Here is a 13,718-nt window from a genome sequence, read left to right as displayed (position 1 = left end):
CGTTGTGGGCATGCGTGAACTCCCGGCCGGACACGACGCAGTGCTGCTCGATTTCAGCGATCACGAGGTGCCGTGGCGTGGCGCGGTGCGGGCAGCGCAGCGGCTACGCGCGGCGATGGCGGCCGGGGCCCTGCCGGCGGTGATCGACGTGATCCCGGCAGCACAGACCGTGCTGGTGCAGGCCGAGAGTGGGGCTGGGCTCGATCGGCTCGGGGTGCGCCGCGCGCTGCGTGACACACCCGCCGAGGACGCGGACGGGTTCGAGGTGGGCCAGACGGTGAGCATCGCCGTCGCCTATGAAGGAGCCGACCTACCGGAGGTGGCGCAGGCCATCGGATGCAGTGTCAACGACGTGATCTCCGCCCATTCGCAGCTCACCTGGAGGGTCCAATTCGTCGGTTTCGCACCCGGATTCGGATATCTGGTCCCCGACACCAGCCCGCCGACCGGCTCGGCGGCGGCGGCACTGTGCAGCCTGGGGCGCCGTGCCACCGCGCGCCCGTCGGTACCTGCCGGCTCGGTTGCGGTGGCCGCCGGCTACAGCGCAGTGTACCCGCGGGAGAGTCCTGGTGGGTGGAACCTGTTGGGACATAGGGTGATCCGCACAGGCGATGAGCCACTGTGGGATGTGACCGCGCAACCGCCCGCCCTGCTGGGACCCGGCCGCACCGTGCGATTCGAACCGTGTTGACACGCAGCCTGACGATCATCGCAGCGGGCGGGTCGACCACTGTGCAGGACCTGGGCCGTTCGGGTCGGGCACATCTGGGCGTACCACCATCCGGGGCCGCCGACCGGGGGGCGTTCGCGTTGGCCAATCGTCTGGTGGGCAACGTCATCGGCGCTGCCGTCATCGAGATGACCATGGGCGCACTGGCATTCACCGCCAACGCTGAGGTGTTCGTCGTGGTGACCGGCGCCCCGGCTCAGGTTCACCGCGACGGCACACCGATGGGACACTGCGCCGGTTTCGCGGTGCCAGCCGGCTCCTCGATCACAGTCGACCCGCCTACATCGGGGGTACGCAGCTACCTCGCGGTGCGCGGCGGTATCGGTGTGCAGCCGGTGTTGGGGTCACGATCCACCGACACCCTCTCCGGGTTGGGCCCGCCGGCGGTGACGGCGGGCGTGGTGCTCCCGATCGGCGATGACGCCGGGGCGTGGCCTGCCGTCACAGTCGCACCGCCCACTCCCCCACCTGCCCTCCACGCGCCCGTGTCGCTACGGTGTGAGCCCGGTCCACGCGCCGACGCCCTACTCGACCCCGCCGCCCTGACCGCCGGTCGATGGCTGGTCGCCGCAGCAAGCGACCGGATCGGGGTGCGGCTCGACCCCGCCCCCGGCAGCACCGTGCCTCGGCTTCGCCCTGGCAGCGACACCGTCGCCTCCGAGGGAATCGCGCTGGGGTCGGTGCAGATGCCTCCGGGCGGACAACCCGTGATCTTTCTAGCCGATCATCCCGTGACGGGCGGCTACCCGGTGGTCGCCGTGCTCACCGCCCGTTCGCTCGACCTCGCCGCCCAACTACGGCCCGGTACCGAGGTGCGCTTGCACACCTGACACAGGTGCATCCACCGTGCCGAAACGAGGCGTCCACCGTGCCGAAGTAAGGCATCCACCGTGCCGAAGTAAGGCATCCACCGTGTCCAAATCGAACTTCGCCTTGTTCGGCACTGTCGACACGCTGTTTCGGCACTGTCGACGCGTTATTTCGGCACGTTCGACGCGTTATTTCGGCACTGTCGACGCGTTATTTCGGCACGTTCGACACGCTGTTTCGGCACTGTCGACGCGTTATTTCGGCACTGTCGACGCGTTATTTCGGCACGTTCGACGCCGTCGGGGTCAACGACTACGTGACCCGGATCGGCGGGTGGGACCCAGTGTCAGCAGACCGAAGACCCCGGCCGCCACCACCCCGATCACGGCGAGCACGGCATGCCCGGTGTGCGCCCACCACAGCAGCGGACCCACCGCACCGACACCGATGACGACCAGGACCGACAGCGGCCGGTACCCGGTGTCGAACCGGGTGCCCGGCGGCAGGATGAGCAGCGCACCCACCAGCAGCAGCGATCCGATGATGTCGCTGGGTCGATGCGCACCCACCTCCATCAACCCCTGACCGACCACCGTGAGCCACATGGCGCCACCGATGGCGATCACCGGACTCAGCGGCCGGGGCGCGGCACGCACCACTGCAGCCACACAGCCCGCCGCCGCGGCGGTGTGACCGCTGGGGAACGTGTTGAAGCCCGCACGCACGATCTCGATCAGCTCGGGACGCGGCAGGATGACCGTACGCAGCAGTCGCGCCGCCACCACCCCGACGACGGGCAGGATCAACAGGGCCAGGATGGAGGCACCTCGGCGCGCGATCAGACCCAGGACGATCACCGCCGATCCGCCCACCGCCCACAGTCGAGGATCGGTGACGGTATAGAAACCGAAGCGGTGCAACACCATTCGCCACGAATCGGAGCCCAGCATGCCGTCGAAGGCGCGCTGGTCCAGGGTCTGGCCTCGCGTGGTCCACACCGCGACCAGATACACCACGACACCGGCGAGCAGCAGCAGAGCCGAGACGACGACACGCGCGTGTGTTTCCTTCATCGCCTGCCCCTCTCCGCCTGAGCGTTCAGCGTTGCACCAAGCGATAGCGTACGAAGGCGGGGACGAGGAATGCCGACACGACGGTCAAGATCACCACGGCCACGCCACCGCCGGCGGTGGTGGCAGCAACTCCTGCCACCGCCGCAGCACCGCCGTGGGCCACGTCGGCGATCCGCGGGCCGCCCGCCACCACCACGGTGAACACCCCCTGCAGGCGGCCGCGCACATCGTCGCTGGCCGCCGTCTGCAGCATCGACTGCCGAAACGACGCCGACGCCATGTCGGCGGCACCACCGACCATCAGCGCCACCACCACGATGGGCAGCACCGGGATCGCCTCGCCGTCGGCGAAGAACAGTGCGAACCCGGCCACCGCCACCGACGCACCCCAGATGACGATGCAGACGATGACCGCCAATCCCTGCCGCTGCACCTGCGACACCCAGCCGGAGAACACCCCACCGATCACCGCACCCGCCGGGATGGCGGCGAACAGCAACGCGAACGCCAACCCACCGTTGTCGGGTCCACCGAAGTTCTCGTGGGCCATCTGCGGGAACAAGGCCCGCGGCATGCCGAAGATCATCGCGATCAGGTCGACGACGAACGACATCAGCAGCACCGGTTGTCCACTGAGGTAACGGAATCCGTCGATCACCGAGCGCAAGCCGGCCGTCGAGGGGCCGTCGGCGCTCGGTTCGGGCTTGAGCGAGGGCAGCAACACCACCGCCCACAGCGTGGCGAACAGGAACAAGGTGTCGGCCAGGTACAGCCACGAATAACCCAACTGCGGCAACAAGATCCCGCCCACCAACGGACCGCCGATCGAGCCAGCCTGAAAGACGGTGAAGTTCAACGAGTTCGCCGCAGGCAGATCCTTGGTGGCCACGATTTTGGGGATGATGGCTGAGCGGGTGGGCGAGTTGACCGCGAAAAACGCCTGCTGCACCGCGAACAGGCACAGGATCAACCACACGTTGTTCACACCGGCGGCCGCCTGCAACCAGAACAGTGCGCTGGTACCGATCAGGCCCAGAGTCGAGACGATCAACAACATGCGGCGGTCGAACACGTCTGCCAGCGCCCCGCCCCACAGCCCGAACACCACCAGCGGCACCAGACCGAACAATCCCGCCAGCCCCACATAGGCTGAGCTGCCGGTGATCTCGTAGAGCTGGGCAGGCACGGTGACCGCAGTCAGCTGCGCCCCGATGACGGTGATGATCTGGGTGATCCACAGGCGCCGGAAGTGCGGGCTGCGTAGTGGTGTGGTGTCGGCGAAGATGCTCGCCATCAGCACGCCATCGCCCGGAGCGTGGCCGCTGTCACGGCTGGAATCTGCCGATGTCCCAGCCCCGATCGTTCCGGGTGGCGCGAATTCGATTGTGCAACCGGTTCGCTCGCCCCTGCCAGAACTCCACCACGGTCGGCTCGATGCGGAAGCCTCCCCACGTCTCGGGCACCTCGACCGGATCGGTGCCGTCCTCACCACCGAAGCGCTGGGCCACCCGCTGCGCCTGGGCGAGCAGCTCCGCGCGCGAGGCGATCGGTCGGGACTGATCGGAGGCGTGCGCACCCAGCTGCGACCCGCGCGGGCGAGTGGCCCAGTAGGCGGCGGTCTCCTCACGACTGATTCGCACCACCGGCCCCCGAAAGTGCACCTGCCGCTCCACCGCGATCCACGGGAAGGTGGCCGATGCCACCGGTCGCGCGGCGAGGTGGGTGCCCTTGTCCGAGCCGTAGCCGGTGTAGAAGACGATCCCGCGCTCGTCGACGCCCTTGCACAACACGGTCCGGGTCGAGGGCATCCCGTCGGCGTCCACGGTGGCCACCACCATGGCGTTGGGTTCGGGAATCGCAGCAGACACCCCGTCGGCCAGCCACCGGGTGAACAGGTCCAACCAGGGTGGGTCGCCGGTCAACCAGTCGGCCTCGAGATCATCGTCCCCAGTGCGTCCGTACCCCACCCGCAGGCCCGCGACGTCGACAGATTCACCGTTCACGTTGTTACAAGGTACGCCCCCGTCCGCAATTCGTACTCACCGGTAAGGACTGGCGGGACGAGCGTTAGAGTCCGTGGGTACGGGCGCACGCGGACGCGGCACCGACGACAACTGCAGTGTGCCGACGAAGGAGTCGACGAACCATGACCGAGTCAGCAACCACCGGCGCGCCCGCCGACTTCGTCGAGGGGCTCGAAGGCGTCACCGCGTTCACCACCCAGATCGCCGAGCCGGACAAGGCGGGCGGCAACCTGCGCTATCGCGGCGTCGACATCGAGGACCTCGTGGAGAACCGGGTGACGTTCTCCGACGTGTGGGCGTTGTTGGTCGACGGCCGTTTCGGCGACGGACTGCCGCCCGCCGAACCCTTCCCGCTGCCCATCCACACCGGCGATGTGCGCGTGGACGTTCAGGCCGGATTGGCCATGTTGGCACCCATCTGGGGCTACCGTCCCCTGCTCGACATCGACGACGCCACCGCCCGCAACAACCTCGCACGCGCCTCGGTGATGGCGCTGTCCTATGTCGCGCAATCGGCCCGAGGTATCCACCAGCCGGCGGTGCCGCAGTCGGTGATCGACGAATGTGACACCGTCACTTCGCGTTTCATGACCCGCTGGAAGGGCGAACCCGATCCGGCGCACACCCGGGCCATCGACGCCTACTGGGTGAGCGCGGCCGAACACGGCATGAACGCCTCCACCTTCACCGCCCGCGTGATCGCCTCGACCGGTGCCGATGTGGCCGCGTCGCTGTCGGGGGCGATCGGCGCGATGTCGGGGCCGCTGCACGGGGGCGCCCCGGCTCGAGTGCTGCCGATGATCGAAGAGGTCGAACGCGACGGTGACGCCCGCGCCCTGGTCAAGGGCATCCTCGACCGCAAGGAGAAGCTGATGGGCTTCGGGCACCGGGTGTACCGGGCCGAGGACCCGCGCGCCCGCGTGCTGCGCCGCACGGCCCAAGAGCTGGGCGTTCCCCGATTCGAGGTGGCCTCAGCGTTGGAGCAGGCCGCGTTGACCGAGCTGCGCGAACGCCGCCCCGACCGGGCCATCGAGACCAACGTCGAGTTCTGGGCTGCGGTCATCCTCGACTTCGCCGAGGTGCCGCCGCACATGATGCCTGCGATGTTCACCTGTGGTCGGACAGCCGGATGGTGTGCGCACATCATGGAGCAGAAACGTCTGGGCAAGCTGGTGCGGCCGGCAGCGCTCTACGTCGGCCCCGGCCCGCGTCGCCCGGAGGACGTCGACGGTTGGGCGCAGATCGCACGCTGAGCGACGGCCGGTACAGTCGGCAACAGATGTCGTAATTCTGTACGGCGAGTGCGCCCGGCTGCGCTGACCGATCTGGGGCGACCCGTGAGTGAACCCCCACCCCCCGTCACCCGAGCACACTGGCCCATCCTGGCCCAGCGAGCAGGTTCCCGCCCAGCGGACCATAGTTCCCGCTGGGCGAATCCTGGTCACGGACCGGTCTTCTCCGGATACCCCGGACCCGGCGCGCGCGTGCCACCAGCCGAGCCATGCCGGATCGGCCGCCGTTCTACTTCGAGAAGTCGGGCGGCGCCTGGTCCTTGTGTCCCCAGCGCCGAATCTGCCTTCGGAGGGTGAGCCCCGAAACGCGTAGTTTCACTAAGCGCAGCAAGCGGTTTCACTCATCCCCCGACTCGCTCGTGTGACCGATGGTCTCAAGCACGAGCTCACGGACGGGGCATCCGGACAACGCACCACAGCGCGGCTCGTACACACGAGAACGGAAAGCCCACGATGTCCACACCAACACCCAACAGCCCTACCGAAACCAACAGCCCAACGTCGAACAAGCGCGTCGGACTGATCTTCGCGGCCGTCGCACTGCTCGCCGTCGTCGCCGTCGTCGTCGTCGTGGTGATCTCGACATCCGGGAAGAAGACACCCCGCTCCGATCGCGACCAGGTGGCCGCGGCGTCCGGCACATTCATCGCCGCACTCGTCGCCCGCGACACCACACGCGCCGTATCGGTGGTCTGTGACGCAGACAAGAAGGACGTGAAGGATTCGATAGCCAGCCTCGGACCCAAGTCCGCCGAAACCGACAGCCTGATAAAGGCGTCGATGATCTCGGCGTCCCAAGTCACCGTCAGCGGCTCAGTGGCACGGGCGAAGACGCAGTTCGAGACCACCTACTTCCGCAAGGTGGGCGGCACGTGGCTCATCTGCCCCAGCGCGGAAGCCGAATTCCCCAAGTAGGCCCCAGCGGTCCACCCGCACACTCAGGTGTGCGGGTGGGTCAGCGGGCGTGCGGCTCCACGAGGAACGCCTTACCCGACCCCTGCACGCGGGTGAGCACCACGGTCGCCGCCTGCGAACCGGTGAGCTTGAGCTTGGCGATCACATCCTCCGGCGACTGCTGCACACCGCGCTTCTTGATCGTCAACGGCCCGATGTCGCGCTCCTGCAAAGCAACCCGCATCTGCTTGGTGCGAAACGGGATCTCGTCGACGACGGTGAACCCGTGGGCGAACGGGGTGGCCACCTGCTCGTCGGTGCTGATCCATGCGATCTGCTTGTCCGGAAGCCAACCGCCGATCTGCTCGGCCAGGTCGGCGACGAGTCCCGCACGGATCACCGCGTCGTCGGGCTCGTAGAGGAATCGTCCCACCGGTCCGTCGTCGGGAATCACCCCTGAGCCGGTCATCGTCTCCCCCGACGGCAACAGGGTGGCCCGCAACAACCCGTCGCCCGTCGACGAACTGACCGGGGCCAGGCCCTTGCCCCACAGGCAGCATTCGACGAGATCGCCGCCGTCGGAAATCCATTCGGCCCGTACCCCTTCGGGGATGTCGTCGTGGGCCACGCCCGGCATCACCTTGGCCAGACCGCGTCCGCTGAGCTGCTCGGTGACGAAATCCCACGACGGCACCAGACCGTTGAGACGGAAGATGCGCCCGCGCGCCGACCGACGCGCCGGGTCGCAGAACACCACCTCGTCGTCGGCGACGTCTGCCTTGGTCGCGTCGCCGGCCTCCACGGTGCCGCTCAGACCCAGAGCCTCGAGGTTGGCCTGGGCGATCTGCGCACGCACCGGATCGATGTCCACGCCCCGCACCGACATCCCCGCGCGGGCGAACGCCACGAGATCGGCTCCGATTCCGCAGCCGAGGTCGACCACCGTGGTGGCACCGAGGGCGCGCAACCGCTGCGCCCGATAGTCCGCCACCCGTCCACGGGTGGCCTGTTCCAACCCATCGTGGGTGAAATACATTCGGGCAGCGTCGGTTCCGAACTTGCGGACCGCCAACCCGCGCAGATGGTTCTGCGTCACCGCCGCAGCCACCAGAGCCGGGTCATGGTATCGGCGCAGCCGTGAACCCAACGCATAATCCGACTCCACCCCGGCGCGCTCGCTCACCTGCGTCAGCAGAGTCTGACCGGTCGGGGTCAGCAAGCGACGAAAAGTCTCCACATCCACCCGGGCATCCTGTCACTTCGCGACTATCGTCGTCTCACATCGGGAGGGATGTGACATGCCCAATGCAACGTTCGTGGAGATGGCATTGCCGGCGGTGCGACTCGCACAGAAGTCTGTGCGTGTGCACACGATGGGCGAGGTGGGACCCACGGTGGGACCGCTGTTCGACGAGGTGAACCGGCTGATCGACTCCGCTGGGCTCACCCGCCGCGGGCCGGGTGTCGCCCATTACCTCGACACCGGCGACGGGGTGATCGTGGCCGCGGGCGAACAGGTCGACACCACCCCGCCTGGCCTCGACGAGGTGGTGCTGCCCGCGGTGGCTCGCGCGGTGACCATCGAGTACGAAGGGGCCGAGCTGTCCGGGATCGCCGCGGCGTGGCAGTCGTTGGTCCTGCAGGTGCAGCGTCTGGCGGCCACCCCCACCGGCCCGTGCCGGGAGGTGTACCACACCCCCGGGGTCGACGGACGCTGGCGCGTGGAACTGCAACAGCCCGTGCTCGATTGAGCGCACCGCCGACTGTAAGCCACTGACATCGTCCGAATACGAGCTGATCGTGGACACCTCGTCCACGCCCAGGCGCCAGGCGGACGATGTCGGCGTGTTCAGCCGGGGATGTCGCGGCGGGCGAAGCGGTGATCGGCCACCACGACGACCACCACCGCGACGACCAGCAACACCACCACAGCCAGTGTGTCGATGGTCCCGTCGGGACGAATATGACTGTGCGGAGCGATGTCTCGCACCCACTGGGGCAGCTGCAGTACCGATCCGAGCTGGCCGACGACGGTGTCGGCGATGACGACGACCCACATCCAGCCGACCGCGCGGGCACTGTGGGCGTAAAAGGCCACCGCCAGCGCCGCGATCACCAGCGTTCCCGGCACCTGCGCCACCGCACGGACCAGCACCGAGCTGGTGGCGATGTCGGCGGACCCGGGAGACAGCGTGTGGCCGAACACGATTCCCACCCCGGCCGCGAGCAGTATCAGCGTGCAAGCGCCTGCAGCCAAGGCAGCCGAGGTCAGCAGATGCCTGCGCCGCGACACCGCAGTGGACAGGATCAGCTCGGTACGACCGGCGTTCTCGTCCGACCGTGAACGCAGCATCACGATGAGTGCCGCGACGCCGGCGAGGATCGCGATGATGCCCAACACGGTGCCCACCAACGCGTTGACGATCGTGTCGGCACCGCCGAGTCGTTTGATGACATCGGCCAACGGACCACTGTCGTCGATCAAATCGGTGGCCGACCCCAGCACCGTGCCCAGCAGGATGGCGTACGCGAAGGCACCGCCGACCCATGGCGCCATCTGACGGCCGACGCTGCGCACCGCGAACACCGGATACGAGCGCAGCACCGTCGAACCGGCAGGTCCAGGCCGTGTCGGGAACGCACCCTGGCCGAGGTCGCGGCGCGCCGAAACCCGCGCGGCCACCAGCATCCCGATCACCATCAATGCCGCGGCCAACACCATCGGAAGCGCGCGGCGCTCGGTGAACGGCTGCACCGCCTGCGCCCACCCCACCGGCGACACCCACCGCAGCCAGGACATCCCCGACTCCATGTCTCCGAGCCCACGCAACACGTATCCGCCCACGATCACCCCGACCGCGGCCAGCGACGCATCGCGCGCCCCGACCAACAGTTCGTTGGACATCGTCGCCAGGCCCACTGCACCCAGCCCGACGATGAGGTACTGCCCGGTGACGGCGGCGGCTGCGGCGCCGGGTGCACCGAGTGCCGCGGTCACCACGCCCACACCGGCAGCGATGATCGCCGCCGTGCCCGCCGCCCAGATCACTGCGGCGTACAGCGGCGCGCAACGGCCCACCGCACCCGCTCGCAACAACTCGGTCTGCCCGGCCTGCTCGGGTGCGCGCAGGTTGCGGGTCACCGTCAACGCCACCACCACCCCGACCACCACCATCAGGAACAGCCCGATGCGCCAGGATGCGATGCCTGCCGTGGAGTCGATGGTGTCCAACGGCCCCAACAACAACCGGAACGCCGCAGTGGAACGGGATTGTTGCTGCAGCGCAACTCGATCCGCCTGCTTGGAGTACAGCGAGGCGATGGAGGCCCCGGTGATGGCCAGCAGGCCCACACAGACCACGACCGCGGCCGGTGTCCGGATGCGTTCGCGTCGGGCGATCAGCCGTAACAGGACCCCGACGCCGGCCGTCGTGGTCATCCGCCGCGGGTGTAGTGCGCCAGGAACAGTTCTTCCAGGGTGGGTGGGGTGACCGACAATCGCCGCACCGACAACCCGCTCAACGCTTCGATCACCGCGGGCAGCTGGTCGTCGACCACCCCGAAGCTGACCGTGCTGATCTCGGGAGTGGTTGTGACCGAATCGAATTCGGTGACACCGGGGATATCGCGGAGTCGGTCGGCAGAGCCGAGGACGTCCACCGACACCCGCGACCGGGCAAGGTGGCGGAGGGCCTGCAGGGAACCCGCCTCCACGGTTCGCCCGGCGCGGATGATGGTCACCGCATCACACAGGCGGCTCACCTCACCGAGAATGTGACTCGACAGCAGCACCGACGTTCCCGCAGCGGCTGCCTCACGCACGCAATCGCCGAAAATGTTCTCCATCAACGGATCCAGGCCCGATGTGGGTTCGTCGAAGATGAACAGTCGAGGGCGCACCGCGAACGCCGCGACCAGCACCACCTTCTGTCGATTGCCCTTGGAGTAGGCCGATACTCGGGTGGTGGGGTCGAGCTCGAAACGGTCGATCAGCTCGGCGCGTCTGGTCGTCGACACTGTGACCCCGCGCAAAGACAGCAGCAGGTCGATGCATTCGCCGCCGGTCAGCTCAGGCCACAGATTGACCTCGCCGGGCACGTAAGCGATGTCGCGATGCAGCCGCACGGCGTCCTCGACGGGGTGGCCACCGAGGAGTCGCACGGTGCCGGCATCCCAGCGGTAGGTTCCCAGCAGCACCCGGATGGTCGTCGACTTACCGGCGCCGTTGGGGCCGAGAAACCCTGTGACCGAACCGCGCGGGATGCTCAGGTCCAACCCGTCGAGCACCTTCTTGCTGCCGAACGATTTCGTGAGACCCGAGATCTCGACGACCAGTTCGTCCCCACTCCCCATGTGGTGCCTTTCTTGTCTGCCCCAAACTACGACCGATGACCCCGGTTGGTCGACCTTCCGCCCAGCGGACGGGGCTTTCCGCCCAGCGGACGGGATTTTCCGCCCAACCGATCGGGGTTTTCCGCCCAGCGGACGGGGATTTCCGCCCAGCGGACGGGGTTTTCCGCCCAGTGGGCGGGGTTTTCCGCCCAGTGGGCGGGTGCGGGGACGGTGTGGGCCAGGTCGCTCTCTAGGATTCACCTATGAGCGACAACGCTGCGATCACCATCCCCGCCGACCTGCTGCCCGCCGACGGACGTTTCGGTTGCGGCCCCTCCAAGGTGCGTCCCGAACAGCTACAACACCTCGTCGACGTCGGCGCCTCGGTGTTCGGGACCAGCCACCGCCAGGCCCCGGTGAAGAACGTGGTCGGATCCATCCGGGCCGGACTGCGTGAGTTCTTCTCGCTACCTGACGGCTACGAGGTGGTGCTGTCCAACGGCGGCTCGACCGCCTTCTGGGACGCGGCCGCGTTCGGCCTCATCGAGCAGAAGTCACTGCACTTGACCTACGGCGAGTTCTCCTCGAAGTTCGCCTCGGTGGCCAAGGGCGCCCCGTTCATCGACGCGCCCACCGTCATCTCCACCGATCCGGGCACCGCGCCGAGCCCCGCCGACATCACCGAGCAGCAGGCCGCCGACGTCGACGTGATCGCCTGGGCCCACAACGAGACCTCCACCGGCGTGGCCGTGCCGGTCACCCGCCTGCCGCAGTTCGGTGACGCGTTGGTCACCATCGACGCCACATCCGGCGCAGGTGGTCTGCCGGTGAACGCCGCCGACGCCGACGTCTACTACTTCGCCCCGCAGAAGAGCTTCGCCTCCGACGGCGGCATCTGGTTGGCCCTGATGAGCCCGTCCGCGCTGGAGCGCATCGCACGCATCGGTGCCACCGACCGCTGGATCCCCGACTTCCTGTCGCTGACCACCGCGGTGGACAACAGCAGCAAGGACCAGACCTACAACACCCCCGCCGTCGGCTCGCTGTTGCTGCTGGCCAACCAGCTCGAGTGGATGAACGGTCAGGGTGGGCTGGACTGGGCCACCTCGCGCACCGCCGACAGCTCCAGCCGGCTCTACGGTTGGGCCGACGCCAGCGAGTTCGCCACCCCGTTCGCGGCTCCGCAGCATCGTAGCCAGGTGGTGGGCACCATCGACTTCGACGAGTCGGTGGACGCCGCCGCGGTGGCGAAAACGTTGCGCGCCAACGGGGTGCTCGACACCGAGCCGTACCGCAAGCTCGGTCGCAACCAGCTGCGTATCGGCATGTTCCCGGCCATCGAGCCCGACGACATCACCGCCCTCACCGCATGCATCGACTATGTGGTCGGAGCACTCTGACCCACCCGCAAGGGCCTTCCTGAGCTGCGATTTCACCGTCGACCCCCCGGTGTGTCACCGAGGTGCACCGCGTCGGCTGCACTAGTCTGAGCGGATTGATGCGATCCCGCACTCACTCGAGGAGGAGGGGCAGATGCGCGAACTTCGCGTGATCGGTGTGGATGCCGACGGCGGGTGCGTGATCTGCCAAGACGTCTCCTCCGGGGAGAAGTTCAGCCTCCCCGCCGACGACCGCCTGCGCGCCGCTGCCCGCGGCGACATCTCCCGGCTCGGTCAGATCGAGATCGAGATGGAGAGTGCGCTGCGGCCCCGCGAGATCCAGGCCCGCATCCGCGCCGGTGCATCGGTGGCCCAGGTGGCCGCGGCGGCCGGCGTGCCGCAGGACAAGGTGGCCCGCTTCGCCCACCCGGTACTGCTCGAGCGCGATCGGGCCGCCGAGATGGCCGCCCAAGCCCACCCGTTACGTCACGACGGACCCGCCCTGTCCACCCTGGGAGAGGTGGTGGCCGCCGCGCTGGGCGCCCGCGGGCACAACCCCGACGACACCACGTGGGACGCCTGGAAAGGCGAGGACAACCGCTGGGTGGTGCAGGTCAACTGGCGGGCGGGGCGGTCGGAAAACCATGCCCACTGGCGCTACCTGCCCGGCTCCAGCGGCGGCATCGTCGAACCGCTCGACGAGTCGGCCGACGAGTTGACCGACCCCGACCTGAGTCGTCCTCTGCGCGGCATCGGGTCGGTGGTGTCGCTGACGCCAACCCCACACACCGAGACGGTGACCGTCGACGCCGACCGGGTGATCGGCGCCCAACGCGCTCGCCGCCACCACGAGCCCGAGCAGTTCGAACTCGTCGACCAGCACGCCGAGCCGGTGGTCGAGCGCGAGCCCGACGTCGATCCGTTCGAGATCGGCAGTGCGGAACCAGAATTCGACCAAGACGCGACCGTCGACGAGCACCACCGCGATCCGACGCCTCCCTACGAGGCCCCCACCGAGCCGATCGCCCACACCCCCGAACCCGGATTGCCCACCACCGCACCGGCATCGGAGACCACGACACCCGCTCGCCGACGCAAGGCAGGACGCAAGCCTGCGGTACCGGCATGGGAAGATGTGCTTCTCGGTGTCCGCAGCAACGGTCACCAGTAGTCCGAATCGAAAG

Annotated in this window: 13 protein-coding genes; 7 read left to right on the top strand and 6 right to left on the bottom strand. The window is 68.2% G+C overall.

Annotation, left to right across the window (positions count from 1 at the left end):
- The first annotated feature begins 10 nt into the window (after nt 1-10).
- Both KIK15_RS06590 and KIK15_RS06585 read left to right on the top strand, forming a co-directional pair.
- The gene (locus KIK15_RS06590; RefSeq protein ID WP_214243402.1) at nt 11-691 is read left to right on the top strand and encodes an allophanate hydrolase subunit 1; all 681 of its coding nucleotides are present in this window, start codon (nt 11-13) and stop codon (nt 689-691) included.
- A complete protein-coding gene (locus tag KIK15_RS06585) occupies nt 685-1,560 on the top strand; it encodes a biotin-dependent carboxyltransferase family protein (protein ID WP_307851768.1) in 876 nt (291 codons plus the stop codon). Before KIK15_RS06590 ends, KIK15_RS06585 begins: the two co-directional genes overlap by 7 nt.
- 285 nt (nt 1,561-1,845) lie before the next feature.
- On the opposite strand, the gene KIK15_RS06580 is transcribed toward KIK15_RS06585, so the two are convergent.
- The 3 genes from KIK15_RS06580 to pdxH are packed head-to-tail and all read right to left on the bottom strand — an operon-like array spanning nt 1,846 to nt 4,616.
- Nucleotides 1,846-2,613 (bottom strand): phosphatase PAP2 family protein, encoded by a 768-nt coding sequence (locus KIK15_RS06580; RefSeq protein WP_214243401.1) that lies wholly within the window; start codon nt 2,611-2,613, stop codon nt 1,846-1,848.
- A gap of 25 nt (nt 2,614-2,638) precedes the next feature.
- Nucleotides 2,639-3,907, bottom strand: coding sequence for an MFS transporter (locus KIK15_RS06575; RefSeq protein WP_214243400.1), 1,269 nt, complete (start codon nt 3,905-3,907; stop codon nt 2,639-2,641).
- Nucleotides 3,908-3,938: 31 nt separating this feature from the next.
- Complete coding sequence (pdxH, locus tag KIK15_RS06570; RefSeq protein ID WP_214243399.1) at nt 3,939-4,616, bottom strand: pyridoxamine 5'-phosphate oxidase; 678 nt, start codon at nt 4,614-4,616, stop codon at nt 3,939-3,941.
- A gap of 143 nt (nt 4,617-4,759) precedes the next feature.
- Here pdxH and KIK15_RS06565 point away from each other — a divergent pair, with 143 nt between their 5' ends.
- Nucleotides 4,760-5,890 (top strand): citrate synthase 2, encoded by a 1,131-nt coding sequence (locus KIK15_RS06565; RefSeq protein WP_214243398.1) that lies wholly within the window; start codon nt 4,760-4,762, stop codon nt 5,888-5,890.
- Nucleotides 5,891-6,382: 492 nt separating this feature from the next.
- Nucleotides 6,383-6,844 carry a hypothetical protein gene (locus KIK15_RS06560; protein WP_214243397.1) on the top strand — a complete coding sequence of 154 codons (462 nt, stop codon included), beginning with the start codon at nt 6,383-6,385 and terminating at the stop codon, nt 6,842-6,844.
- A gap of 40 nt (nt 6,845-6,884) precedes the next feature.
- Here the strand turns inward: KIK15_RS06560 and KIK15_RS06555 are convergent, their stop codons facing one another.
- Complete coding sequence (locus KIK15_RS06555; protein WP_214243396.1) at nt 6,885-8,066, bottom strand: class I SAM-dependent methyltransferase; 1,182 nt, start codon at nt 8,064-8,066, stop codon at nt 6,885-6,887.
- A 55-nt stretch (nt 8,067-8,121) separates the two neighbouring features.
- Here KIK15_RS06555 and KIK15_RS06550 point away from each other — a divergent pair, with 55 nt between their 5' ends.
- Nucleotides 8,122-8,574, top strand: a complete 453-nt coding sequence (locus KIK15_RS06550; RefSeq protein ID WP_214243395.1) for a hypothetical protein — start codon at nt 8,122-8,124, stop codon at nt 8,572-8,574.
- A gap of 98 nt (nt 8,575-8,672) precedes the next feature.
- Here KIK15_RS06550 and KIK15_RS06545 read toward each other — a convergent pair whose 3' ends face one another.
- Both KIK15_RS06545 and KIK15_RS06540 read right to left on the bottom strand, forming a co-directional pair.
- Nucleotides 8,673-10,262, bottom strand: coding sequence for an ABC transporter permease (locus tag KIK15_RS06545; protein WP_214243394.1), 1,590 nt, complete (start codon nt 10,260-10,262; stop codon nt 8,673-8,675).
- A complete protein-coding gene (locus KIK15_RS06540) occupies nt 10,259-11,176 on the bottom strand; it encodes an ABC transporter ATP-binding protein (RefSeq protein ID WP_214243393.1) in 918 nt (305 codons plus the stop codon). The genes KIK15_RS06545 and KIK15_RS06540 overlap by 4 nt, the downstream gene beginning before the upstream one ends.
- 242 nt (nt 11,177-11,418) lie before the next feature.
- Between KIK15_RS06540 and serC the strand changes: the two genes are divergently transcribed.
- Both serC and sepH read left to right on the top strand, forming a co-directional pair.
- Nucleotides 11,419-12,555 carry a phosphoserine transaminase gene (gene serC, locus KIK15_RS06535; RefSeq protein WP_214243392.1) on the top strand — a complete coding sequence of 379 codons (1,137 nt, stop codon included), beginning with the start codon at nt 11,419-11,421 and terminating at the stop codon, nt 12,553-12,555.
- Between the two features lie 133 nt (nt 12,556-12,688).
- Nucleotides 12,689-13,705 carry a septation protein SepH gene (gene sepH, locus KIK15_RS06530; protein ID WP_214243391.1) on the top strand — a complete coding sequence of 339 codons (1,017 nt, stop codon included), beginning with the start codon at nt 12,689-12,691 and terminating at the stop codon, nt 13,703-13,705.
- The last annotated feature ends 13 nt before the right edge of the window (nt 13,706-13,718 follow it).

The sequence above is a fragment of the Williamsia sp. CHRR-6 genome, assembly GCF_018474015.1.
Lineage (GTDB): Bacteria > Actinomycetota > Actinomycetes > Mycobacteriales > Mycobacteriaceae > Williamsia_A.
The sequence above is the reverse complement of the archived record's forward strand: the minus strand, read 5'-3'. Positions and strand labels throughout refer to the sequence as shown.